The organism is Sulfoacidibacillus thermotolerans (genome assembly GCF_003144315.1).
Lineage (GTDB): Bacteria > Bacillota > Bacilli > Alicyclobacillales > SLC66 > Sulfoacidibacillus > Sulfoacidibacillus thermotolerans.
Genome location: NZ_MPDK01000030.1, coordinates 1 through 25089 on the forward strand (window position 1 = coordinate 1; position 25089 = coordinate 25089).

Annotated in this window: 24 protein-coding genes; 22 read left to right on the plus strand and 2 right to left on the minus strand. The window is 46.6% G+C overall.

Annotated features, from left to right (window positions below; translation table 11 throughout):
- The 3 genes from BM613_RS12540 to BM613_RS12550 form a co-directional block, all read left to right on the plus strand.
- Positions 1-950: tyrosine-type recombinase/integrase (locus BM613_RS12540; RefSeq protein ID WP_109431524.1), on the plus strand; the 950-nt coding region annotated here is incomplete at its 5' end.
- Positions 951-1033: 83 nt separating this feature from the next.
- Positions 1034-1234: a hypothetical protein gene (locus BM613_RS12545; RefSeq protein WP_109431525.1), complete on the plus strand. Its 201-nt coding sequence runs from the start codon at positions 1034-1036 to the stop codon at positions 1232-1234.
- Between the two features lie 323 nt (positions 1235-1557).
- Positions 1558-2730: a teicoplanin resistance protein VanZ gene (locus BM613_RS12550; RefSeq protein ID WP_109431526.1), complete on the plus strand. Its 1173-nt coding sequence runs from the start codon at positions 1558-1560 to the stop codon at positions 2728-2730.
- Positions 2731-2870: 140 nt separating this feature from the next.
- Here BM613_RS12550 and BM613_RS12555 read toward each other — a convergent pair whose 3' ends face one another.
- Together BM613_RS12555 and BM613_RS15865 are read right to left on the minus strand one after the other, a co-directional pair.
- The gene (locus BM613_RS12555; protein ID WP_181363143.1) at positions 2871-4310 is read right to left on the minus strand and encodes an ATP-binding protein; all 1440 of its coding nucleotides are present in this window, start codon (positions 4308-4310) and stop codon (positions 2871-2873) included.
- Positions 4311-4617: 307 nt separating this feature from the next.
- Complete coding sequence (locus BM613_RS15865) at positions 4618-4797, minus strand: helix-turn-helix domain-containing protein (protein ID WP_425450699.1); 180 nt, start codon at positions 4795-4797, stop codon at positions 4618-4620.
- A gap of 181 nt (positions 4798-4978) precedes the next feature.
- Here BM613_RS15865 and BM613_RS12565 point away from each other — a divergent pair, with 181 nt between their 5' ends.
- The 19 genes from BM613_RS12565 (at position 4979) to BM613_RS12650 (ending at position 24825) form a co-directional block, all read left to right on the plus strand.
- Entirely contained in the window at positions 4979-5260 is a 282-nt protein-coding gene (locus BM613_RS12565; protein ID WP_109431529.1) for a hypothetical protein, read from the plus strand.
- A 2-nt stretch (positions 5261-5262) separates the two neighbouring features.
- Positions 5263-6342 carry an OB-fold nucleic acid binding domain-containing protein gene (locus BM613_RS12570; protein WP_109431530.1) on the plus strand — a complete coding sequence of 360 codons (1080 nt, stop codon included), beginning with the start codon at positions 5263-5265 and terminating at the stop codon, positions 6340-6342.
- Between the two features lie 6 nt (positions 6343-6348).
- The gene (locus BM613_RS12575) at positions 6349-6867 is read left to right on the plus strand and encodes a hypothetical protein (RefSeq protein ID WP_146192816.1); all 519 of its coding nucleotides are present in this window, start codon (positions 6349-6351) and stop codon (positions 6865-6867) included.
- Complete coding sequence (locus tag BM613_RS12580) at positions 6868-7440, plus strand: hypothetical protein (RefSeq protein ID WP_109431532.1); 573 nt, start codon at positions 6868-6870, stop codon at positions 7438-7440.
- Positions 7441-7571: 131 nt separating this feature from the next.
- Entirely contained in the window at positions 7572-7820 is a 249-nt protein-coding gene (locus tag BM613_RS12585; RefSeq protein ID WP_109431533.1) for a hypothetical protein, read from the plus strand.
- Between the two features lie 551 nt (positions 7821-8371).
- Entirely contained in the window at positions 8372-8533 is a 162-nt protein-coding gene (locus tag BM613_RS15155; protein WP_181363144.1) for a hypothetical protein, read from the plus strand.
- Positions 8534-8770: 237 nt separating this feature from the next.
- Positions 8771-9145, plus strand: coding sequence for a hypothetical protein (locus BM613_RS12590; RefSeq protein WP_109431534.1), 375 nt, complete (start codon positions 8771-8773; stop codon positions 9143-9145).
- A complete protein-coding gene (locus BM613_RS12595) occupies positions 9146-9868 on the plus strand; it encodes a tyrosine-type recombinase/integrase (RefSeq protein WP_109431535.1) in 723 nt (240 codons plus the stop codon).
- The gene (locus BM613_RS12600) at positions 9868-10896 is read left to right on the plus strand and encodes a ParB/RepB/Spo0J family partition protein (RefSeq protein ID WP_109431536.1); all 1029 of its coding nucleotides are present in this window, start codon (positions 9868-9870) and stop codon (positions 10894-10896) included. Before BM613_RS12595 ends, BM613_RS12600 begins: the two co-directional genes overlap by 1 nt.
- A 679-nt stretch (positions 10897-11575) precedes the next feature.
- On the plus strand, positions 11576-12535 hold the full coding sequence (locus tag BM613_RS12605) for a tyrosine-type recombinase/integrase (protein ID WP_109431537.1): 960 nt from the start codon (positions 11576-11578) through the stop codon (positions 12533-12535).
- A gap of 163 nt (positions 12536-12698) precedes the next feature.
- A complete protein-coding gene (locus tag BM613_RS12610; RefSeq protein WP_245926389.1) occupies positions 12699-12968 on the plus strand; it encodes a hypothetical protein in 270 nt (89 codons plus the stop codon).
- Positions 12965-13249, plus strand: coding sequence for a hypothetical protein (locus tag BM613_RS12615; RefSeq protein WP_067711362.1), 285 nt, complete (start codon positions 12965-12967; stop codon positions 13247-13249). The genes BM613_RS12610 and BM613_RS12615 overlap by 4 nt, the downstream gene beginning before the upstream one ends.
- Positions 13250-13640: 391 nt before the next feature.
- Positions 13641-15761 (plus strand): class I SAM-dependent DNA methyltransferase, encoded by a 2121-nt coding sequence (locus BM613_RS12620; RefSeq protein ID WP_109431538.1) that lies wholly within the window; start codon positions 13641-13643, stop codon positions 15759-15761.
- Positions 15758-16810, plus strand: coding sequence for a restriction endonuclease subunit S (locus BM613_RS12625; protein WP_109431539.1), 1053 nt, complete (start codon positions 15758-15760; stop codon positions 16808-16810). The genes BM613_RS12620 and BM613_RS12625 overlap by 4 nt, the downstream gene beginning before the upstream one ends.
- Positions 16807-20016, plus strand: a complete 3210-nt coding sequence (locus tag BM613_RS12630; RefSeq protein ID WP_109431540.1) for a type I restriction endonuclease subunit R — start codon at positions 16807-16809, stop codon at positions 20014-20016. Before BM613_RS12625 ends, BM613_RS12630 begins: the two co-directional genes overlap by 4 nt.
- A gap of 341 nt (positions 20017-20357) precedes the next feature.
- Entirely contained in the window at positions 20358-22139 is a 1782-nt protein-coding gene (locus BM613_RS12635) for a hypothetical protein (protein ID WP_181363145.1), read from the plus strand.
- A gap of 235 nt (positions 22140-22374) precedes the next feature.
- The gene (locus BM613_RS12640) at positions 22375-22923 is read left to right on the plus strand and encodes an ATP-binding protein (RefSeq protein WP_181363146.1); all 549 of its coding nucleotides are present in this window, start codon (positions 22375-22377) and stop codon (positions 22921-22923) included.
- 41 nt (positions 22924-22964) lie between these two features.
- Positions 22965-24479 (plus strand): PIN domain-containing protein, encoded by a 1515-nt coding sequence (locus tag BM613_RS12645; RefSeq protein ID WP_109431543.1) that lies wholly within the window; start codon positions 22965-22967, stop codon positions 24477-24479.
- Positions 24457-24825, plus strand: coding sequence for an ASCH domain-containing protein (locus tag BM613_RS12650; protein WP_109431544.1), 369 nt, complete (start codon positions 24457-24459; stop codon positions 24823-24825). Before BM613_RS12645 ends, BM613_RS12650 begins: the two co-directional genes overlap by 23 nt.
- The last annotated feature ends 264 nt before the right edge of the window (positions 24826-25089 follow it).

Consider the following 25089-nt stretch of genomic DNA (forward strand, 5'->3'; position numbering starts at 1 on the left):
GAAAAAATACGGTTGATTTTGTGGAAGAGGTGGCTGTACCGGAAGAGCGGATCATTTCGTTGGCAGATGCCAAGGTGCAGTTCTTACGCGATGTCCGGGGATTGGCAAAACAAACGCAGCGCTGGCACAAGGAGAATCTGAATGCCCTGGAGAAAGTTCTAGGTATGCAGGGCGTGACGATTGAGGATTGCCGAAAACTCACCGTGTCGTTTCTGAAGGAGCATTTTGTATTCTACATGCTCGAAGAGCTTGGCCTGAAGGTGAACACCATCAATGGGCGGATTCGGTCGGTTCGGGGGCTCATTCAATTCCTGCATAGGGAAAGTTACCTGCCCCGCGATTACAGCGCCGATTTGCCCGTTTTGAAAGGTGAGAAGGTCATCATTCAGACGTTCGCCGAAGATGAAATTTCGCGATTGCTCCGTCAACCTGATCAGAACACTTTCACGGGTTTGCGCGATTACACGATGATGCTCTTGCTCCTTGAGACCGGAATTCGAATCAGCGAACTGGTTGGCATTCGGTTATCAGATGTTCACATCCGAGACGGGAACATTCTGGTTCATGGGAAAGGATCGAAGCAAAGGCTGGTGCCCATTCAGAGCAAGATGCGGCAGGTGTTGCAGAAATACATGAAGGAGCGCGGAAATGCGATTACAGACGCGCTGTTTGTCACCATCGACAATGAATCCATTGCCATCGGAACGATTCAAAAGCTCGTAAAGCAGTATGGAGAACAGGCACGGATTGCAAATGTCCGGGTGTCACCGCATACTTTTAGACACACCATGGCGAAATATTACATTTTGGCTGGTGGAGACATTTTCTCTCTTCAGCGCATTCTTGTCCATAGCAGCATGGAGACGGTTCGCATATATGTTGAGATGTTCTCGCATGACGTGAGCTTGCAGCACAGCAAATTTAGTTTTGTGGAGCATCGGCTGAGTTAGCGGTGGTGATGGCCGGGAGTGATGCTTCCGGTCATCGCCGACTCGATGATTATGACTATGAACTTATGGAGGACTGATAGATTGTGATTCGAAGAAGTGAACGTCCCAACCCGCTGTTGAAGCACGTGGAGGAATATCGTAAGTCGTCGAAACCACAACTTAAGTTGGAGCGTGACGAGATAGAACACTTGGCTCGTGTGCAAACCGAAGCATTTGTGAACCATCCAGATATTCGAAGTAAATTAAAGGAAGTCATTGGGGTATCAGACCCTCATAATGATTGAGTCGATTTTGGTTAATGGCGTACCGCAAGATTACGTAGTACAGCAGTTCAGTCTTCTTGAATATTGGCCCCTTTGACTAGGTCAATAGCATTCGGTGGTTGATTAGTGGTATTTTAAGAGTGATTTTAGTAAGGACAGCTCTGGTTCGACAGGCAACTTTATGCATCAGCGGGAACAATCACGGGTTCGGCCACCATGCCAAAAGGGGGCCCCTCCTCCGACAAATCCAGTGATTGGCGGCTTTACGCATTGCTTGTATAATTAATCCAGCGTAGCTTCTATTGGTTGACAATACGCTATTTGCGGGTGTGAGGATAGATATCATGTTTGAGTTTTCTGATTGGAAAGAGAACACCAATTTGATTCCCCAGCAAATCCAGAACAAGGAGAAATACTATCATGACCTAACAAACATCGAGCAAAGTTGGACCGGAAGAATTGACGTGATGTTAGCTAATACATTCATCCAAGAAGCCGCACAACTTATTGTGAATGCAATCGCACTATTTGAACACGGTTACTTTGATTGTGCGTTCTATTCTTTACGTCAGTCCCTTGAAGTTTCAACGACTATGGTTTATTTGGCGGAACTTAGCCCAGAACAGAGAGACATAGAGCTGGAAGATTGGAAAGGTCAGAGCAAGTTTCCTATGAGTAATCAAATGTTGAAGTTTCTAAACGATAATGGACAAGCCTTTTCGGACATCAAGAAGAAAATGGCTGATTATTTTGACCAACTGAAACAGGTAAAAGAACGGCTAAATAAGCAAGTTCATAAACAAGGGTTTAATACTTTCTATGTCTCTCGTAGTCACGTTCTGAACCGACAACGAGACCAGACGCAATTTGTGGGATTGTTCGAATCATATGTTAGGAGTTGTATTGGTGCCATAGCTGTACTCAGATTAGCAATAGACCCGATTCCAATATTGTTGATGGATACAGACATTTATTCAAGAACGGATGATCTACTGACGGAAGCATTTTCCGAAGAATTTGTGAATGAGTATATCGGCGAGGCAGAAATAAATGCCTACAAGCAGACGGAGGTTTACATTCAATATTATGAATTCATCATGAACGAAGAAGCAAAATTGCCATGTGTCGCGGATGTTGTGAAACATCAGTATATCGACAAGGAGAAATACGATGACATATTAAGACAGGCACATTTGCTAAGCAGAACTGACCTGCTGGCAGTCCGCATTTGTGTATCGTCCGATAAAATAGCAAAGGTTTACTTTCATGATGGGTGGCTTTGGTACTTTACAAATACTCGGTCGGTGAGGGTACATCTTGGATTTGACAGCAGAGCTCTGAAGGAAATAAGAGATTCAAACCGACATATTAATGTCCCATACGATAGAGCATTTCTAACATATATCGGGTCTGATGAGAACATTTACATTGAACATAATGAACCCTTTACCGAATCTGAACTTAGCTCAATTCTGGCGGATATCATTGACAGATTTACACCAAATAGCTTCACCTAAAGTTGTGGACACGACCTAAATTTGAAGTGAAAAACGCGGTCTGTTTAGGTTCCGCGCTTATACATAGGAAGGAACGACTACACTTGCTGGTCAATGGAATACCAGCTGATTTTATGATTGGAAAGTGTTAAACGCGCCACTCATTTTTCCAATATCCGCAAACATGCGTCTAGCATAGGTTTGTTTTGATAAACTACTATGGTAATCTCCTGCCGTGCTCTAGTCAGGATTTGGTACAGCATTTTATCCAACTGATATTCAGGCGCCCCCAACTCCCTTCTAGCTCGGAGTAAACCATCATCCCCATAGTAAAAATGTTGATTAATTACAGTCGCAACTTTGTCAAATTCTTGTCCAATTACAAGGTGGGCGTTTCGATGGCCTACTTGATATTTATCGTAGGTCAAATGATTATAGCTGGAGGTAGTATAGTTGATTACTTCCCAACCATGATCCTTTAACTGCTCAAGATAGCGACGTAAGAATTCTGCGGAATCAAAGTATTGAAGATAGATATTATTGTATTCTATATTAGAATTTATTTTATTCCTATTGAATAAATTCGTTATAAATGATGCAATTTCTTTATTAGTCCTTATTTTTTCGGTCAATCTGTATTTTTTATGAATTAATTGTTCGACCCTACCAGCAATATTGCGTAAGGATTCGGAAGAAGAAAACACCTGTTCAGGGTCGTAAGAGAAAATGCACTTGATTTTTCTTTCGTTAATATAATTAATAATGGCTTCTAACTGATTGCTGTAAACTCGCTGGGCTTCGTCGACTATAATCAAGTTACATTTTTGAGGCTGTTGCAAAACGCTATCAAGGTCCCTTATTGGGTGTATATTCCATTTATGTTCATTCATCAAAATATAGTGTCCCTCAGCGAGGTATCCACAGTGAAACAAGCATACGTTCCATTTTTGGTCAACAAAATACCTGGCAATATCGTAAGTCAACAATGTTTTTCCGGTTCCTGGTTTACCTTCAATAGCGATGACAGGGACGGAATTATCGGCAAATATGCGGATGATGTCATTCCTCGCAGCTAACTGATTGCCTGTAAGGAAGTAACTTCCGCTTATGAACTTCTCCGGCGAGTTTAAAGGTGAAACCAGGTAAACGCTTGGCTTAAAGAGTGCATCAATGTTATCGATGCCTTTACTTTGTTGACCACCAACGGCATTCACTAATTCTTTCATGGTTCTCTTCATGAGATTTCCGTTCTCATCTAATGTAAATACGCCTTGTGTCTTTACGACAAACGCATAAGTAATGACAGGTGTGCCCAAAGCTCTTAGATAATAGCTATTCTGAATCAACTGCGTTGCTATCCGTTCCTCAGTGCTTATGTTTTTCAACTCTATATCTAAGATGTAGTTATGACCAAACCGTAGCAGATCGAACTCCTTCGAAATTTGGGGAATCGAGTAACCCACAAAAAAGTCGGTTAACTGATCGGAAAATAGACCATTACTTATCATTCTGGTGACGAAAGAATAGATATCCTCGCTCTCTTGCGCCTTTACTTGGACACCAAAATAGTCGAGGTACTTTATAAATTGTGCTTCATCCAAAGTTTTAAAGGCATCTGAGTAAGAACTTAAATTAATTGATCTCATATTCCGTCAACCCAATCTAAGCATAAAGTGTGTAATGATTGCAGCGTGCCTAAATACTAATCATTCTTCTAATCGCCGAAGATTTATCAGTCGTCAGGATAATACCATGCGAGGTGCGGAATATCCACGATTCACCTGACTTAGGCGACCGTACCACGCATCCTCAGTGATTATAAATCAGAACACTATGCATTGATTCAGGAGTGGCTTCATTGGATATTCCCGTTAGGTCAGTAACTCACGGCAAAAACCCGAATAAATACTAATCGTCTACCCGCTCTAACAAATCCCCCGGCTGGCAGTCCAATGCCTTGCAAATCTTATCGAGTACATCTAAATCTATTCGTTGCGCTTTTTCATTGTAGATTGCGTTGACGCTATTGGGCCTAACGTCGGCCATTTCTGCGAGTCGACGTTGGGTTATTCGTCGTTCACCAAGCATTTTGCTCAGATGTATCTTAATCAAGAGATCACCGCCAAAATAAGTTGAAAATAAAACGCAAATAGTATTGATTGTATCGCATATGCGATTTATAATGTGTTTAAACGTGATGATGACTGCGCTACTTATACATTGTACCTTGAATCATCTCACGAACACAATATCGAGAGGAGCCCTCATTGTGGACGAAAATAATAAGATTGAGGATTGGGAATTCATGTTTCGTCAACGGGCGAACAGTTCACCACAGGATATCGCGCTGGAGTACGCAGTAGCTCTTACGATCACGCTGTTCAAGTTCCGGGACCTCATGAAAGAACTGCCGGAGGAGTTCCGGGACGGCTTCGCGGAAGTCGATGATGATTATAACGAGCTGGTCAGCGAAGCGAGCAAAGCATTTTACAGGTTAGGTTGGTCCGATGCGTTGCAACATCTTCAGTCATCTGACAAAGGAGATCGGTAAGCATGGCTATCGCAATCAACGAAGTATTGTCACCTTGGCTGGATCGCGATTATACGGAAACAGACTTCGAGCGGATTACCGCTCGCTTCCCGCTTCCTGAAATACGCAGGGCGGAAAGTCCAATCAGTATCGAGGATCTACAAATTGGTGACAAGGTCGAGTATTTGGGTACGTCCGTAAAAGTGATTTGTCGGGCCAAAACACGGTTTGGTCAGCCCTTTCTCCTGCTTGATCTGGAGGACGAGACCGATCACATGCAGGGTGTCATGTGGGTGACCGATGAATCGTACCTCAACACGTTGGTCGAAAAGATTGGTAAGGGCAAGGAAGCGGTTGTCAGTGGTTTCGTTCAGGAGTATCCATCAGCATCGGGCAAGTTGCAAATGGTCGTCAACTCGCTTGATTTTGCGGACATTCGCGTGATCATTCCGGATTCTCACGTTTGGGGATTAAGCCATACGGTCATGCAGACGATGCTCATGATCGAATCCCTGCCTGAACCTTATAAGGACCTGGCATTGGGTGGTCTTGAATTACATTGGGACTCACTTCTCAGTGCCGTTGACCCCGAAAGTAAGCGACACAAATACAGCGCGGGGATTCTGACTCATCTGCGTTGGGTACTGAAAACCTTGACTTATTTGTACGGGAAAGCGTCCAACCCCGTAAACGCGATGCTTGCGATTATTCATGGCGTTCAACCAAGTCTGGCCGATTTCAAAGCCGGTGGACGCATCGAGAAATATCCCGGTTCGGTGGATTATCTGTATCGAATCCTGGTTAAAGCTCAGGAAGCAGGCAAACGACCCGGTGACGAGATATCTCCTCAGTGCGCGATGGTGGCAGCCACCTTTCTCGAAATCGGCAAAATCGTGGAGGATCGACGAATTGGTCCAGCCACGTTTGGAACACAAACTCTATTGGATGTTGGGGAGTCTCTCCGAATTCCTTACACCGTGATCGGTCCCATTCAGGACTTGGTCGTGAGTCGTCCGGTCATCTACGGAGTTGACGACATCCAACGTCCGACAGATGCATGGACATTGCATTTCGCGCGATATCTGGTTGACCAGTGTGGTTGATTTCATATGTTCAAAATTCATGAACGAGGATGGTCAAATATCATGATTACCTTGAACCGTTTGATTCCCCTGACGCATGATGATTTCTTTGAGCGATCCGATTATGACCGTTTGGCAGAGCGGTTCCCCGCTCCCGCCATCCGGCGAGCAGCCAGCCCGGAGGATATTGCGGGACTGAACGTGGGCAGGCATATTGATTATCTCGGCACATTTGTACAGTTCATCGATTTGGACTGTGGGAGTCAGGGATATTGCCTGAATCTGCAAATCACCGATGAGACAGGACATATGCAGGCGCTTCTGTGGACGAGTTCAGAGGATCGGGCGAGAGAACTGATGGAGCAAATTGGCGATGGCAAGGAAGCGGTTGTGTCGGGGGCTGTCTATGAGTGGCCTTTGGGCTCGGGTGACAAACGGATGAACATTCTCGAAATTGATTCTGCTAGGGCAATCCCGGAGATCGTGGAAGCCCCAATTTCCGGAGTCATCCATACAATCATGCAAATCGTGCCGGTGCTTGAGTGAATGCCACAGCCGTACTCCGGCTTGGCTGTGGATTACATCGAACGAAATTGGGACGAGCTTTTAGTCGGAGTCGACACGGAATCTATTCGCCATCGCTATCATGGGGGAATTTTGGACCACTTGCGCGCTGTTCTCAAAGTTCTTCATTTTATGTGGAACAGTTCAGATTTGGATTCCGCGATGGTGGAACTGATCAAAAAGTATCAGTTCACTCTCGTCGATGAGAAGGGTGCAAGAGGGTATTGTCCGATGTCGATAGACCATCTGCACCAAATTTTTACGAAATGTCGCCAGGCATTAGAGGATCATTCGAAACCCACGGATTGCTTGGCTGTGAGCTTAGCAGCCGTAATGATAGAAGTCGGGAAACTGTCATCGAGGGTTCGTGTACGGGTTATGGAATCTCTCGCATATGCAATGAGACGGATGGTGGACGAACTGGTCTTGTCACAAGAGGATGCTGATCGCGTGTTACATCTGGTATCGCGGGATTTTGGCAATCTTGAAACGGCGCGCACGTCCGATGAATTGGCGCTGTACATGGCGAATTATGTGGCCAGTGCTGTGGGTTAATGACGATAGGACCGGCCAGTTTCCTGTCATGAAGCTGGCCAGCCCGTTCACCTGTCTCACAACACGGAATAATGTGGGGATTTACGCGAATCGGAGATGAGCCTGAATGGTTGACCAGGGAGTGGTGATCCATGTGTAATCTTGCGCTGGAGTTGCTGAGCGAAAAACTCATTGAGGATTTTTATAATCAGGATCATCCATCCGAAGATGGTGAACCGGCGCAGGACAAACCCATCGAACAATTGAAGTTGCTCATTCCCCGAGATCATTGGGAGCTTTTGTTCCAAGTTGAATCGGGGGCCACCGAATTGGGTTCACAGGAGTTAAAGCGCTTCTCCCGTTTTGTGGCCCGACTTCTGCTCGGTACAACAAGGGATTAGCTGAGCATGCCGAAGATTATTGCACGCTGGTGTTTGCAAATTTAATTCGATTTCTATCCGGTTGCACAATTCGGAAATCCGTGTTTCAATTGAACTAGACACATTGTCTAGCCTATAACACCCGCCCTACCCGCTCTTGCCGAGTGGATAGGGTCAGCACAGCGGTGTAACGAGATTCCTAGTTCTCACCTGACAGGTGGGACGGGGGATCTCGGGACAGCGCTTTTTTGCGTTGTCAAAGCGGAATCATCGTTCCGCAACCAGGCCCCGACAGATGTCGAGCACCGGTTGGTGAGCCCATTCATCAGCCGAACGTAGTTCATCACATTTATCACTCAGGAAAGGAGGAGATGCAGGATCGGCACAAAAACGGAAAGGCCGATCAGAAGGCCGGACTCACCTGGACGCAGGAGCAAACCGAAAACGTGCGTAACACCGACGGATATGCAAAGCGATGAGCGAAACATTCCGGCGCGCGAAGTACGGTGAGCAATCCGCAGTTCATGTGAGAAAACGCCCGGTTGTAAACACCAACCTGTGTACGGATGCCAATGGCTCGTTACGCAGGTGGATTGGGTGGAACCCACGCAACACCAATCGAACAGGCAAGACTCAGCATGGGATGGCCGACTCCCGCAACACGTTCGGCATTGTTTCACCAGAAGTTGGTCGCGAAAGGCGATCACCCCACCAGTTTGCAGGCGCGGGCTTGAATGGCGCATTCGCGCGAGCCGGTCAGTCGCCAGGCAGGGAAAGGTGCTGAGATGTCGGGTGAGCCGTGTCACGGTGGACATGGACTCGCGGGAACTCGACCGAGGTGGTAATGACAGCATTCAAAAGAATGATGTCATTACCACCTCGGACCGGGCAAGCTTGAAGTCTGCTCAAACTTTGATAAAGGGTCTTCGTGCTCTGTACCCGGTTCACAGCACAGTTGGAGGCATCGTCAAGTGGCAAAGAAAACATTGGAACAATTTCGGGATGACATCGCCATCGTGTTCAAACGTGGCAAGGCAAAGGTTCCGCGAAAGAGTGCTACGGAGCGGTTCAAACGTACGCACACGCATTCGCACGCTACGACCAATAACTACGCCCGTATCGCGGACGCTTTCGCACGGTTCGTCTATGAACAACATGGGGTCACGGACTTGCGGTTTGTTAGTAGTGCCCACGGTCGGGAGTACATGGAACATTGCTTTTCTCGGTTCCAATCGGGCGAACTGGCTGCCGGGACAGCCAAAACGTATGTACATGCACTTTCGAAGTTACAAAATTTAGCGCGCGAACAAATGGGTACGCGTATCCGTATTATCAATAAAGATTAAATGTTGGCGCGTGCTAAGGAGATCGATGCGGTCCGGCGACTGGCGGATGCGCACAAAGGGCTGATCATCACACGGGAACAAGCGCAAAGGATGGTCGAGCTTTTGGCGGAGAGCCGCTCGACCAATGCAACCGCATTTTCGGAGATGGCACGATTTGGCATGGAGACAGGAGCGCGCATTACGGCTGCACTGCTCATTCAGGTCCAAGACATTGATTTCAAACAGAATTGTGTGATTTTTTGGGGCGACAAAGGCGGTAAAGACCGCATTGTACAGGTGGACCCGGCTTACATGCGCCATTTGGCCCACCTCGTCGAAGGGCGGGCACCGGGTCGTGCAATCTTTGAAATAAGACGGCAAAACGGCAGTCTTCATCGTGTTGAAACGGCTCGCAAAATGGCGGAGAACCTGTACCGTGGGCAGGCTGAAAAGATTGGGCTTCGCGGAGCGAATTTCCATTCGCAACGCAAGGCGTTCGTGGGCACCCGCTTTCAGCAGTACAAAGAAAGCAATTATAAAGCACTGGAGAGGGAATTGTCGCGAAGGATTAGCGAATCCGCGCAATTGTCACGAAAAATCGAGCGCCTTGAACGATATTCAGGGGAACGCCACGGAGCAGGACGGCATTTCTCTCATGATCAACTCGCGCGGATTCTGGTTTCCATAGACCTTGGACATGAGAGGCTTGATGTCTTGAGGTTTTATCTTGGGGGTGCCGAGTGATGGAAACGACGACGCTCAATCCAAAGTTACTGAAACCTCACCCCAAACATGGCCATTATCACAGCAGCATTGCGGGTATGCGCGGGGTGTACGAGCGTGTGAGGAAGGATATTGAGGAGAACGGCATGCTTACTCCCTTGCTGGTGCAGAGTCAAACGTACGTGATCGTGGACGGTCACATGCGCCAGCAAATTGCGTTTGATCTAGGAATGGAATCCGTTGCCGTCATTCTGATGGAAATGAGCGATGAGGAAGCTGAGTTTGCCCTCGTCAATGAAAATCGAAAACGTCAATCCAAGGAGACGGACCCCATTCGCATGGCTCGACAAATGGCCATCATCAAGGAGCGGTTTGGACTGAAGAATGGCCAGCATGTGAAGGAAGACGAGGATCAGAGGATGGAAGAATTGGCTAGGGACTACGATCTCAGCATGAGGCAAGTGTACAAGTATTTACGACTCATTCGACTGTCGACGGATTTTCAGCGCCTGGTGACCATCAAGATGTTGGGGATCAAGAGTGCCGTTCGGATCGCCGGACTTCCCATGAACGCTCAGGCAGAATTTTTTCAAGTGGTTGCTGCCACCGGGTCTGCGAAAACCGCTCTCACGGAAAGCCTGGTGTCAGAATGGATCGAGCAGTATTGGGAAACGAGAAAACATGGACGCACTGAACCGAACTTTTCGGAGGACCAAATAACACTGGATCGCGTGGACTCTGTGACGGACGCGATCGACCGGCAATATGAAGTCGAAGAGGTCTTGGGCACGGACAAGCTTCTCCGTCAATCGATCGTCAAAATGGCGGAATCACTACCCGCTGAAGGGGGGGCGAGATTTCAAAAAGCAGTTGTGGAACGCAATACGCAAAAACATCTTCGGGCGATTAAGAGATTGGAGTCAAGGCTGATGGCTGTTCTGCTTCCGGATGCCACTCCTGAACCCGAGGTATTGGACGAAATGTTCAGGGCTCTCGTACGGGTGACGACAAAGTTGGAGGAAGTGCGCTCGGCGTTGGGGAGCAGATGAATGTCTTTGGGCGCGAACAGCATAGCTGTTCGCGCCCGCGCATGAAGAGGATATCACTCATTTCACGGGAATTCGCAGATACATTCAGCAGTATGTAGCAACGCGTAGCAATGTGTTGCAAAGCGGAGTGATCCGGCACTTTTAGCCGGAGCATTGCTGCGGGCTGCTCTTCAAACATTGCGTTGAAATGCCCCGAATTGAACACGGGTTGTAAGCTTGAAGCATGCCTCCTTTCGCGAATGGGCTACGGAACAGGCGAAAAGTCGATTGCGTAGCAATGCTACGCTTTATCAACTATTGCCGTAGCAATGCACCGTGTTGCAACGCTTCAGGGTGGAGCATTGCAACGCATTGTGTCGTGATGCTAAGCTAATAACCTAATTTTTTACATACAAACTTTCGAGACAAGTGTTGAAATGGATGCCAAGCGGTCCACGGTTCAAACGAGAGTATCGAATGGAGACCGTTTCTTTCCGTCGAAGATCGCAATCTTTTTTCTGTAATAGACGTTGAGAGGATTCGTTTTTCAACTTTCACATTTACCGGGAAAGAATTCGAGATGCGTGGTGTAATGGATTCATGGAGATTGATGGAGTGGAAAAAGGAGTCCGGACTCACCCATTCCCGCTCTGGTATCTCGTTCCAAATCCATAGAAATCAATGAAAGGAGTCCTGCGTGATGATACGGACAATTCGAGAGGACAAAGTTGTGGCTATCCGTAGAAGTTCAAAGGTTTCTGTTACGCTTCGTACTTTGGCTGACCAGTACTTGATTAGCCTTGAACGCAAACAGGCATCCGCATTTACAATCAAGCACGAGCGTGAATGCATCAATGCAATCTTGAAACGCTTGCCAGAAGACATTGCTGCTGACTCTATTACCACTGAGTATTTGGAAAAGCACGTTTTTGACGATATGCGGGCGCAAGGATTGAAACCGAACACGATTAATGGACGGATTAAAACCATTCGTCGGGTCCTCAGTTATGCAAAAGAAGAAGGACTTGTCGTGACAAATGCTGCTTACAGGCTTCAGAAATTGATTGAAACGAGCATGGGCATTCACTCGTTTGAAGAAGATCAATACATGAAGATTCTGGAGCAGTGTAAGACGACGACATTTGCCGGACTTCGAGACAAAGCGATCATGGCTCTCATGTTAGATAACGGAATTCGGTTGCGGGAACTGGTCGACTTGGACGTTGACCAAGTGGATTTGTACGGAAAGTTCTTGAAAAATGTTGATGGCAAAACGAATACCACGGATGACCTCCCACTGAGCGAACCCATGGTTCGCCTTCTAGCAACGTACATCAAAGAGAGAGGGAGATACCCAACCGTGTCCGCTGCCCTGTTCGTGACATTGAACGGCAGGCGCCTGAACCGCTCAACCATCCAGCACGCAATTGCGGATTATGGCAAGAGGGCCGGGATTACGAATGTCCGAGTCAGCGCCCATACATTCCGGCATACATTCGCCAGAATGTGGATTCTAAACGGTGGCGATCCATTTACTTTGAGACGGATTATGCGCCATCGCACCATGGACATGGTCAACAAGTACATCCGCTTGTGGGGACATGAGGTTGTCGAACGACACGAAACGTTCTCCACGTTTGCAAGGCACAAGCTTTTATGATGAGAAACTTTTCAATACAACGACAGACGGGCGATTGCCATCCATGGCGATTGCCCGTCTGTCGTTGTCGTTGCCTTACATCCGAACGCCTTTCGGGAACGTATACTGTGGTGGCCCGTCGCTGTATAATGGATGCATGGAATTCAGGAGGTGACAGTGAGCCGTGGATATCGTTCATACCCCACATGAACTGATGGAGCGCATTGAAAAGCTAGACAAAGACCACTCTGTGTGCCAAGTCTTCATTCCTGGAAAGGGCCAGGTCACCATTGTGCTTCAAGCCAACGATAATGACACCATCGCTTCCGAAGTACAAGCTGACCCTCAGCTTGGTGAGTTGATTCAGAGCAGTCGGAATGCATACCAACGAGGAGATGCCATGACAACGTCAGAATTGCTTAAATCCTTATCCTCTAAGGATTTTGCTCAGTGACAACCCGACGAATCATCTGGCCTACTCCTATTCGGTTAAAATTGCTCACTTTCAAAAGCCCTCATTTCACGCCGGATGAAACACTTGGCTTTATCGCTCAATTCATCATAGAAACAGAGGACGTTCTCTCAAATCCAATTGTAGGTCGGCATTATACCGAGGAATACGGCGAGTTTAAAGGGATTTCTCGCATTGTGATTCGAAAATTCAGGGTGTATTTTGAGGTCTTAGGTCATGATGTTGTTATCCTCGCTGTAAAGTTTCCGGGCGAAGCATTATAAAATGGGAAATATCAAGAAGCGAAGCAAAGATCCAAGTCTACTTCACTTCTTCCTCGTTCTCGTCGTCAGATTGGGTAACAACAACGGTTCTTCCGTCGAAAAACTCCCCACGGGACTCTAAACCCAAATACGAACCGATCCAGCTACGATGCGTGGTACAAGATTGTTACGCTCAAGAATAATCAATGTTCTGAATATTCTTGTGAGTGGCGGAGGAGTACATGAGAGATTCGGAACGGCACGGGTTGTTGGAACTCCTATAGCAGGAAATTGCACCATGCGGGCCGAATAAAGTCAGTGATGAAACGCAGTTGAATGGGTCGCGTTTGATTATCTTCAGCTAAGTCCATTGCAGTCTAAAGCTCACTGTTACTTCCGGAGGTATATATCCTTGTCCCAACTCGAAAACATAGAAGCCATTGAAAAACGCCTGTGGGGTGCAGCAGACACCCTGCGGGCCAACTCGAACTACGCCAGCAACGAATATTTCATGCCCGTCATGGGTTTGATTTTTCTTCGCCATGCCTACAGTCGGTTTTTGGCAGTCAAGGATGACGTCATTGCATTGTTGCCTACCCGTGGTGGGCGCACTCGCGAATTAACCAAAGAGGACTTTTCCCAAAAGAGCGCCATCTTCCTGCGCGAGATCGCGCAGTTTGATTACCTGGTTGCATTAAAAGACAGCGATGATCGCGCTCGGGCCATCATTGACGCCATGGAGTCCATTGAAGCGGACTATGATTCACTGCGCGGGGTTCTCCCTAAGTCAGAATATCAGGAACTCGACAATGAAGTACTCGGTCAACTGCTTCGCACGCTCAATCCGGAAGTGTTGAAGCGGGCATCCGGTGATATCTTTGGTCGCATATATGAGTATTTCCTTACGCAGTTTGCGGACCAAAAGGCGCATGACGGAGGAGAATTTTTCACTCCGGTCTCCCTCGTCTCGCTTATCGCCAATGTATTGGAGCCAAAGAGTGGAGTGATTCTCGATCCTGCCTGTGGTTCCGGGGGCATGTTTGTCCAAAGCGCGCACTTCGTGGAGCACCTGCATGCGAATCCGTCCGAACGTCTGACGTTCTATGGGATGGAGAAAAACCCCACGACAATCCGTCTGGCCAAGATGAATTTGGCGGTTCACGGGCTTGAAGGAGGCATCCAGAAGGCCATCACCTATTACGAAGACCCACATAATTTGCGTGGCAAAGCGGATTTTGTCATGGCCAATCCGCCATTTAACGTGGATGAAGTGGATGCCGACAAGGTGAAGAACGATCCCCGTCTCCCGTTCGGCCTTCCAGGCGTCAACAAAAACGAAAAGGTATCCAACGGGAACTACCTTTGGATCAGCTATTTCTACAGCTATCTGAACGATCGCGGTCGAGCCGGTTTTGTCATGTCCTCTCAGGCATCAAGCGCCGGACGCGATGAAGCCGAGGTTCGACGCAAACTAGTTGAAACCGGCCATGTCGATATCATGATTTCCATTCGTTCGAACTTTTTCTATACGCGAACGGTTCCCTGCGAACTGTGGTTTCTTGATCGTTCCAAGCCTGCAGAGTATCAGGACAAGGTCCTCATGATAGATGCCCGTAACATCTACCGCAAAGTGACTCGAAAGATTTACGACTTTAGTCCGGAGCAGTTGCAAAACCTGCTCGCCATTGTGTGGCTGTATCGCGGAGAAAATGAACGATTTGTTGAGTTGTTAGGTAGCTATATGCACCGAGTGATGGTGGAAGCCAGACAATGCTTTTCCAAGACCGACGAAGAAGGCACGGAAATTGATGTGTTGCGTGGATTTTTGTCCGCTCTCAAGGATCTACGAGAGCGCATGAATCCATATCTGTTGTCGGATTCAGTTAAAGATGAACAAGCACTTGCTGAAATTCGTGATGAATTGGATGTTGCGTTCAATACGCTATCTGCTGATGTTGAGAAGTATTCCCAATCTGTTGCTGAACGGGAACGGTTATGGGTTCAGCAGACCGACGATCTATTGTGGCTGAAGCACACTCAACCTCACATGGGAGTACTGGCTCAACAAAGTCGAGATCTCGTCAAACAAGCGGATCACGTCAGTAAGCTTATGAACAAGCTGATTGATGTCTCTGAGAAGGAATATGGCGCAAAAACCAGTTACCTTTGGGCGAATGCGGAAATTAATCGTTTGAAGAAGGCGATGGAATCTAGCCGACAAGACGCTGTTGAGCAGTTAAAGCATGTTCGCTATTTTTACCGTCAAGCGGAATGGCTCTTGGAAAGGTTTCCGGAAGGGCAATTTCGTGATGTGCCCGGCCTGGTCAAACTGGTGGGTAGATCAGAAATCAAGGACAACGATTGGAGCCTTACACCGGGACGCTATGTTGGCGTTGCGCCGGAGGAACAGGATGAGGATTTTGATTTTGAGGAAGCGTTACGGGAGATTCATGTGGAGTTGGAGGGCTTAAATGAGGAGGCGAATGAACTGGCTTTGAAAATTCGTGCCAACCTTGAGGAGTTGATTAAATGAGTTGGAGGGAAGCCTATCTCAGTGACTTGGTTTTTTTTCAAAGAGGATACGACATAACCAAGGACAAACAAGTTGAGGGGGATGTTCCTGTTATTTCTTCATCGGGGGTTAGCAGTTACCATGCGGAAGCAATGGCAAAGGGACCGGGGGTTGTTATAGGAAGAAAGGGCTCCCTAGGCTCTGTTCACTACTCAGAACATGACTATTGGCCCCACGATACTACTCTTTGGAGCAAGGACCTCAAGGGAAATGACGCTAAATACGTTTATTACTATTTGAAGACGCTTCACCTCGAGAATTTCAATGTCGGTAACTCCAATCCAACGTTAAATCGAAATCATATTCATAACTTGCGAGTCATGATTCCTGAGCTCTCCGTACAGCGATCAATTTCATCATGTCTATCACATTACGATGATCTTATCGAAATCAACCGTCGTCGAATTGAACTACTTGAACAGGCTGCACGCTTGCTCTACAAAGAGTGGTTCGTTCATTTTCGGTTTCCCGGTCACGAACACGTGAAAATTGTTGATGGAGTGCCGGTGAATTGGGAAAGGAAATCATTGGGGCAGGTGGCACCTTTACAATATGGTAAGGCGCTGAAAGCGGAGAACAGAGTGGATGGGCCTAATCCAGTATTTGGGTCGAGCGGTGTGGTCGGGTACCATGCCACGTCACTTGTTGAAGGACCGGCAATTATTGTAGGCCGTAAAGGAAATGTGGGGAGCGTCTTTTGGAGTGACTCTGATTGCTATCCAATCGACACAGTATATTTCATTGATAAGAGTAGAAGCAGTTTGTTTCTGTACTACTCACTGTTGAATATGAATTTCATTAGCACAGACGTAGCGGTTCCGGGCTTAAACCGTGATTTTGCGCACTCTCGGGAGGTTTTAGTCCCCGACGAAAAGATTATTGACGAGTTTCATCGTGTGGTCGTCCCAATTTACCAACAAATTTCCGTGCTGGAAAAGTACAATTCTAAGTTAGCTAGAGCCCGCGACCTCCTGCTCCCTCGCCTGATGAACGGAGAGATTGCCATATGAGCCGTATGACTGAAGACAATCTCGTGCAGCAAACGACTGCTGACTACATGCACGATTCCCTCGGTTGGGACTCGGTCTATGCATACAATACTGAAGACTTTGGCCCCAATAGCCTACTTGGACGGACTTCGCGAAAAGAGGTGGTCCTCGCTCGCTATCTCCAGGAGAACCTAGAGCGTCTGAATCCTGGTCTGCCAGACTCTGCCTATGAAGATGCCATACGTGAAATCGTGGAATACAGCACCAGCCAATCCACACTGTCGACAAATCGTGAAAAATATGCACTCCTGAAGGATGGCGTCAAAGTTTACTATCGTAACGCGCAAGGGGAACTGAAACTGGAGCGGTTGCGCGTGTTCGATTTTGACGATCCGCTTCAAAATCACTTTCTGTGTGTACGTGAACTTTGGATTTACGGGGACATCTATCATCGGCGCGCAGACATCGTTGGTTTTGTTAACGGTATTCCTCTTCTCTTCATGGAACTGAAGAATGTACATAAAGACTTGCGCCATGCGTACGAGGATAACCTGTCCGACTACAAGGACATGATTCCGCACATCTTCCACCATAACGCGATCATCGTTCTCGGTAACGGTATTGATGCCAAGGTCGGCACAATCTCAAGTAAATATGAGCATTTTTATGATTGGAAGAGGCTGGCGGAGAGCGATCCTGGCGTCGTAGAAATGGAAACCCTCCTGAAAGGTGTATGTGATAAGCGCAATTTCATGGACCTCTTTGAGAACTTCATCTTGTTCGACGACTCCCCTGGAGAGACGGTAAAGATCTTAGCGCAAAATCATCAGTTCCTCGGTGTGAACCGAGCCATTGACTCCGTAGATCATCGGCAAGACCGATTGGGCAAGCTCGGGGTGTTTTGGCACACACAGGGCTCCGGCAAAAGTTACTCGATGGCGTTTTTTACACGCAAGGTACATCGCAAAATCGGTGGGAACTTTACGTTTCTAGTCGTTACGGATCGCGATGATTTGGACACGCAGATCTACAAAACTTTTGCCGGATGTGGTTTGGTCAATCACGAAAAAGATCCTTGTTGCGCATCCAGTGGCGATGATTTGCGCCAACTGCTTGGAGAGCATAAGAGCTACATTTTTACGCTCATTCAGAAGTTCAATCAAGATGTTGATCCCAAAACTGGATACTCCCTTCGTGACGATGTCATCGTCATTTCGGATGAAGCGCATCGTACCCAATACGGATTGCTCGCGCTCAACATGCGCAACGCTTTGCCGAATGCCAGCTTCATCGGATTTACAGGAACTCCTCTATTCCAGGGCGACGAGAAGACGAAGCAGATGTTTGGGGACTACATCTCCACGTATGATTTTCAACGGGCTGTTGAGGACGATGCCACGGTACCTCTATATTACGATGCACGTGGGGACAAATTGGGCATAGCCACGAATGATTTGAACGAGCGGATCGCGGAGAAGTTGGAGGAATTCGAAACCGACGACATCAACGTTGAGGAACGTTTGGAGCGGGAGCTACGTCGCGACTATCACATCATCACCGCAGAGAAACGACTGAAGCAGATTGCGCAGGATTTTGTGATCCACTACTCCAACGCGTGGGAAACAGGCAAGGCTATGTTCGTGTGTATCGATAAGGTAACTACGGTTCGAATGTACAACCTGATTGAGACAGAATGGCAAAAGCGAATTGCCGAATTGGAATCCAACCTCTCTAAAATTCACGATCCGCAAGAGGTTGTCTATCGACAGCGCCAGCTCAATTGGATGAAGGAAACGCAATTAGCGGTCGTTGTGAGCGAAGAGCAGGGTGAGATCGAGAAATTCCGCAAATGGGGACTGGATATCAAGCCCCATCGCCAACTCATCAAAAGCGGATTTGAGACGGATGATCAGAAGCGGTTGGACATTGAGTCGGCGTTCAAAAAGGAATCACATCCGTTCCGGGTGGCGATTGTATGCGCCATGTGGCTGACCGGGTTTGACGTGCCGAGCCTGTCCACCCTGTATTTGGACAAGCCTTTGAAAGCTCACACCCTGATGCAGACCATTGCTCGTGCCAATCGTAAGAACGAGGGTAAGAACAATGGCCTGATCGTGGACTATTGTGGAATACTCAAAAACCTGCGCGCTGCCTTGGCGACTTATGCGGGTCGCGGTGACGAAGGCCGAGGTGGAGATGGTGAGGACGGGCACGATCCGGCCAAGCCCGATGAAGAACTGCTTGCCGATTTGGTGGAGTCTATCGCTTTTGTTCGGGCATTCTTGCACGAAGGTCATGCACCTCTCGACGACATCATTGAGCAAACCGGATTCGCTCGCAACGCTGCCATCCTAGCAGCCAAGGAAGTCGCCAATCAGAACGATGAGACTCGAAAACGTTTTGAAGTCATGTGCCGTGAGGTTTTCAAGAAATTCAAAGCGTGTCTAAACGTCTCCGGTATCAACGCGCATCGTAATGAATATGACGCCATCAATATTGTCTATCGCAGTCTACAGGAAGACCGGGACTTGGCAGACATCTCGGATATCCTTCAGAAGCTGCACGGTGTCGTTGACCAGGCAATCACGACCAGTAACCAGCGGATCGGAGAGTCGACGACTCCATATGACATTTCAAAGATTGATTTTGAACGACTGCGAAAGGAATTTGAGCGAAGCTCAGCCAAGAACACAACGGTGCAGAACTTGAAAAACGTGATCGAAAAACGTCTTCGACGCTTACTCATGCAAAATCCATTGCGAACGGACTTCCAACAACATTACGAAGAGATTGTGCATGAATATAATCGTGAGAAAGATAGGCTGACAATAGAGAAGACATTTGAAGCCCTGCTGAAGTTTGTCGAGAGTCTGAATGAAGAAGAGTCTCGGGCGATGCGGGAGGGATTGGACGAGGAGAGCCTAGCCATATTCGATCTGCTGAAGAAGCCGAATTTGTCCACAAATGACGTGAAGCGAATCAAGCAAGTGGCTGTTGAACTTCTCCGAATTTTGAAGGACGAGAAGTTGAAGATAGATCATTGGCGCGATAAGGAATCAACCCGTGATGCTGTGAGGGTGGTCATTCGCGATTTCCTGTATAGCGATTCAACGGGTCTCCCGGTCGATAGCTTCACAGATGAGGATGTAGACGAGAAAACGGACTTGGTATTTCGGCATGTATTTTGGGCGTATCCAACTGTACCGTCGCCGGTGTACGCCAGCTAGATTCTGTCAGTACTTGGAGAGTAAAGGAGAATCGGATGGTGGAAAAGTTATTTTGCGTCTATACGTCCGATGCGATGGCCCTAGACGGGACGATCTCACCGGCATCAACGCTAGCGTGTGCCCTAGAGCGAATATGGGACTCAGGAGTTCCCTCATGCATCGGGCATGACCTCCATAGACCGTTTGGATGGAGCCGACCGTTGGGTCTGTACTTTGAACCGGGGCTCACTAGGCTCTTTGGAATCACTTACGTGGCGGAAACACAATCAGAATCAAAATGGATTTCGAATGAGGTTTACAATAGCATTAATTTACGCATTCAACGAGATTGTTATCCGCACGTGGACGAGTTAAGGCGTCAGATCGCAGATCGTTTAACTGGTGAAGAGAAGATTTTAGAGTGTAGTGGTACGGCGTTGATTAGAAGTAATTTGGCGGTCGAAGTATTTCCTCGTATTTTTGCCCAAAAAGATAATGATGGATTGATTCCACTAGCAAGTTTGGAATATGTGGGCGATGGAGTCTTTAGGATCGGAGAACTCCTACTTTACGCTCACCCATATTTTCGCCGTTCACTCTCTCGACTCAATAATGCAAATGATGAACTACTTAAGTCCCTACTTAAGGCACAAGAAACTGTAGCTGTGAAAATTGCCTTGGATACTGACATGGTCGGTCTTGCGTCCACATTTATTCCAAAACTAGAGCATGAATATTGGTGGGGACCAATGTTCGACGATGAATTAATCTCAATGGTTCCAGGCGTAACCCGCCATTGTGCCAACGAGCGGGACAAATTATTTCATGCCATTAACTGGACTGATTTCTTTTGGTATTCCCGTGATGGAGAGCACACATTTGAAGCGGAGGAGCTTCGCGATATTCCATCATTTGGCTATGGAGACGACCTTTATGGGTGCAGATATGTACATTCAATTATCGATGAAGCATCAGGGATAGTTAAACACTTTGATGGAGCAGTTAAAGAGTATACCGAAGAACAAATGATCATGCGTCTGGATGTTGATTTGTCGAGAGCGGAGCGAGATGCAAAATATACGAAACTATGGAGACTTGATGGGCACATATCGGTGCCGTTATGGAAAGAGATAATTACCCATCACTTTCGGGATAATCACTTAGTCGGCGAATATCTAGGTGGAAGGGAAAACAATCCTCGTGTCGCAAGTACGTTGGTATTGGAACGAACTGAGGGTGATAACACGGTTGGCCAATTGGTCCGCTCTAGCGTCCCTGACGTCGTTCCTCGTGTTCCATTCGAAGGAACGGGGCCCCGAATAGCCGTGTCTTTCCGTCCGGTTCACGAAACTCCACATTTGCGGACTATTATTCCCCTCGAAACTTGGAATACGGAGAATTCCAGCATAGAAATCATTGAGTCAGATACCGTTGAAATTATCAAGATTTTGAAGCGAGGAAATTCTTCTATTGAGCTTTCGCCCGGAAGTAAGTTTTACATCGTAGAAGATTTATATACCAATTTTCCGCTTATTTATCATAAAGACCCGAATACAATGAAGACTACGATTCTGGCATTTCAGGAACTGGTTAGCATATGGAATGAATCTGCAGATGATCGGGTAATCAACATTAATCTCTCCTTTGAAAGCGGGGCTCATGCTGTTTGTATTAGTTTATTGGGTCACATTCGTGACTTGCAACCGATCCTGGAGGTCTTGTTTAATGCCTGTGACTCAATGGCTGAGGGAGATTATTCATGGTGCACAAGAATAGCTGATTTTTTGGATCAATCATATCCTGAGAGTGTGGACATTCCCCATCTTCAGGATTTATGGACGAGCAATGGACGCTTGTGCATAAAGAGAAAGCTTGTGGACTACACTCGATACAACTTTGAGCTAGCAACCGATGGAAGCATGAAATACAAAATGGAAATACCTAAAAGTGAAGAGAGCTTAGGACGTGCAATTACTTCAGGCAGCTTGAGAGTTTGTTGGGCGGGGTGGTATACTTCGAAATGTTCTAAGTGTGGAGGAGAATACAGCTATTGTGGTTGTTCTAAGTATTTCGATGACAACACTCATGAAGTAATGACGACCATGCATCCGGTTGGATTTTTTTGGACAGACCGTTTAGCTTGAACTCTTCTTATGAAGAAATCGGATTTGTGGTCAATAGACGTGAAGAACATCAAGCAAGTCGCTATTGAACTTCTCCGAACCTTGAAGGAAGAAACGTTCCTTGATGCAGTCATCGCAAGGTGGATAGCTTCACAGATGAAGAGCTGGACGAAAAAGGGATTTGGTATTTCGGCACGTGTTTTTGGCGTATCCGACTGTGCCTACACCGATGTACGCTTGAACATTTCCTTGGAAGGTGATTACTTCGGAAAACATGATCTTTGTTGGCGGAATTCACGGTGTTGGAAAGACAACCGTTTGTAAAATGATTCGTGAGTATTTCCAGATAGATAACTATTCGGCAAGTGCGTTGATTGCTAACGCGAAAGGAGCAGAGTTTGGGTTAGTGAAGGAGGTTTCTGACATTGAAACAAATCAGGACTTTCTGACTCGCGCCCTCAGAAACATGCAAATTGGTTCACGATGGTTTTTGCTAGATGGACATTTTTGTCTCATCGATACAACAAGCCAAATTATCCGTGTTCCGGAGATGACCTTTCATCAATTGGCACCGAAAGCCATTATAGTCGTGCAGGATACAGTAAATGAGATTAAAGGAAGATTACTTAGCAGGGATAATTTGGTCTATGGCGAACCATTTCTTGAGCAGTTTCAAGATGAAGAGCTCAGTTATGCTGTTGAATTGGCAAACATGATGGACATTCCCTACGTAGTTTTCCAGAACAACCAACTGCGGGTACACCAACTAGAAGAGTTTCTTCGAACGGTTGGAGCAATTGTGTAACATAGGGGTTGTTGAATCTGATTCACCTAGGAGGTACAAATGTGCGTGTGCTTCTAGACACAAATATCATAATTCACAGAGAGATTAGTAAGGCGATCCGTGATGATATTGGTATCCTATTCAGGTGGCTGGATAATCTCCATTACGACAAATACATACATCCATTAACTGTTGAGGAAATAAATAAGTATCGAGACGAAGCAGTGAGAAGGTCATTTAACGTAAAGCTTGCGAGCTACAATGTTCTGAAGAATATCGCACCGTGGACCGGCCCCATTGTTGAAGTTTCCGAGCGAGAGGATACGAATGATAATGATCTAATTGATTCGAGACTTCTTAATGAGGTTTTACAGGATCGGGTAGACAGTCTCATAACTGAAGATAAGAAAATTCGTAGAAAAGCTGGACTTCTAGGTATAGCACACCGGATATTTACTATTGATGCTTTTCTGGAGAAAGTAACAGCAGAAAATCCTCAGTTGGCAGATTACCGGGTTCTTTCGGTGAAAAAAGAGTTTTTTGGGAACATCAACGTGGGTGACGAGTTTTTTGATAGTTTTAGGGAGGACTATGCGGGATTTAACCAGTGGTTCAACAGAAAGTCTGATGAAATTGCTTATATTTCTCAACTTGATAACAGGATTTCCGCGTTTCTTTACTTGAAATTAGAGGATGAAACTGAGGACTATTCAGATATCAGTCCTGTGTTTTCCCGTAAACGCAGACTTAAGATCGGAACCTTCAAGGTAACGTTGAATGGTTTTAAACTTGGTGAGCGGTTTCTCAAGATCGTGTTCGATAATGCGGTCAGATATCATGTGGATGAGATCTATGTAACAATTTTTGACCGAACGATCGAACAGCAAAGGTTAATTAATTTATTGGAGGACTTCGGATTTAGTCATCATGGATACAAGAAAGAAGAGCTAGTTTTTGTGCGTTCAATGGTTAACATCAAGAATCTTGATAATCCCAAATTTATGTACCCATATATACCGACTGACGGGAATAATATATTTTTTGTTTCGATATATCCTCAGTACCATACTGAACTGTTCCCCGATTCGATCTTAAACACTGAATCTCCAGATGACTTCGTGGAACATACTCCTTTTCGCAATGCAATTAGCAAGGTCTATATCTCGCGAGCGTACGAACGAGATTTGAAATCTGGAGATGTACTGTTATTCTACAGAACGGGAGATCGTCACCCTAAAGTATACTCAGGGGTTGTCACGACGATTGGAATCGTGGAGAATATAGTTACGAACATACGTTCTGAGGACGAGTTTATCAGTCTGTGTAGGAAACGGAGCGTGTTCACTGATGACGAGCTTAGGGAACATTGGAATTATAAGCCCAGGAACAGGCCCTTTATCGTAAATTTCTTGTACACGTATTCGCTTCCCAAGCGACCTAATTTACATAGGCTTATCGAACTAGGCATCATTAGTGATGCAAGTTCGATTCCAAGAGGATTTGGGAAAATGAGTCCAGAACAGTTACTAACAGTCTTGAGGGAGGCACAGGCGAATGAAGGTCTTGTTATCCATTAAACCAGAATTTGCGCACGAAATCTTTTCAGGGACGAAGCGCTATGAATATCGCAAGACGATATTTCGACAAAAGGTTAAGAGGGTAGTGGTGTATGCCTCATCACCAGTGAGTAAGGTAATTGGCGAGTTTGAGATTGATGAAATATTGCATGATGAAATTGAAACATTGTGGGAAACCACGAAGAGTTTTTCTGGAATAACCAAGGACTTTTTCTTCTCCTACTTTAAATCAAGGGAATCTGGTTATGCTATTAAAATAAAGAGCTACAAGTTATATGACGATCCTATGGATTTGCGGTCAGTATATGGCTCAAATCCCCCTCAGTCATTTGCCTATGTAGATTAAAACAAGAAGAAAAATGGTTGAATCGATCTTACCACACTCCCCCTTGCCCACACGCCGTCAGGCGTGTATACTTGCCTTTGGAAGCACCAAAATTATGCAGAGACGTGTGGGGACTTCGGCAAAAGCGGGCCGCCAAAGTGCTTAAAACCGTTGCTATACAAGGGATTTCAGACTTTCTTTCATGCCCACACTATTGAGGGGCGTGTGGGGTAACCCGTGCGGGTTCAAGTCCCGCTCTCGACACCAGAAGAGTCTAATATTCGG

Coding starts and splice junctions, on each gene's coding strand:
- BM613_RS12550 (WP_109431526.1), top strand. CDS start 1,558: ATGTTTGAGTTTTCTGATTGGAAAGAGAACACCAATTTGATTCCCCAG.
- BM613_RS15865 (WP_425450699.1), bottom strand. CDS start 4,797: ATGCTTGGTGAACGACGAATAACCCAACGTCGACTCGCAGAAATGGCC.
- BM613_RS12570 (WP_109431530.1), top strand. CDS start 5,263: ATGGCTATCGCAATCAACGAAGTATTGTCACCTTGGCTGGATCGCGAT.
- BM613_RS12575 (WP_146192816.1), top strand. CDS start 6,349: ATGTTCAAAATTCATGAACGAGGATGGTCAAATATCATGATTACCTTG.
- BM613_RS12580 (WP_109431532.1), top strand. CDS start 6,868: ATGCCACAGCCGTACTCCGGCTTGGCTGTGGATTACATCGAACGAAAT.
- BM613_RS12585 (WP_109431533.1), top strand. CDS start 7,572: ATGTGTAATCTTGCGCTGGAGTTGCTGAGCGAAAAACTCATTGAGGAT.
- BM613_RS15155 (WP_181363144.1), top strand. CDS start 8,372: ATGGCTCGTTACGCAGGTGGATTGGGTGGAACCCACGCAACACCAATC.
- BM613_RS12595 (WP_109431535.1), top strand. CDS start 9,146: ATGTTGGCGCGTGCTAAGGAGATCGATGCGGTCCGGCGACTGGCGGAT.
- BM613_RS12600 (WP_109431536.1), top strand. CDS start 9,868: ATGGAAACGACGACGCTCAATCCAAAGTTACTGAAACCTCACCCCAAA.
- BM613_RS12605 (WP_109431537.1), top strand. CDS start 11,576: ATGATACGGACAATTCGAGAGGACAAAGTTGTGGCTATCCGTAGAAGT.
- BM613_RS12625 (WP_109431539.1), top strand. CDS start 15,758: ATGAGTTGGAGGGAAGCCTATCTCAGTGACTTGGTTTTTTTTCAAAGA.
- BM613_RS12630 (WP_109431540.1), top strand. CDS start 16,807: ATGAGCCGTATGACTGAAGACAATCTCGTGCAGCAAACGACTGCTGAC.
- BM613_RS12650 (WP_109431544.1), top strand. CDS start 24,457: ATGAAGGTCTTGTTATCCATTAAACCAGAATTTGCGCACGAAATCTTT.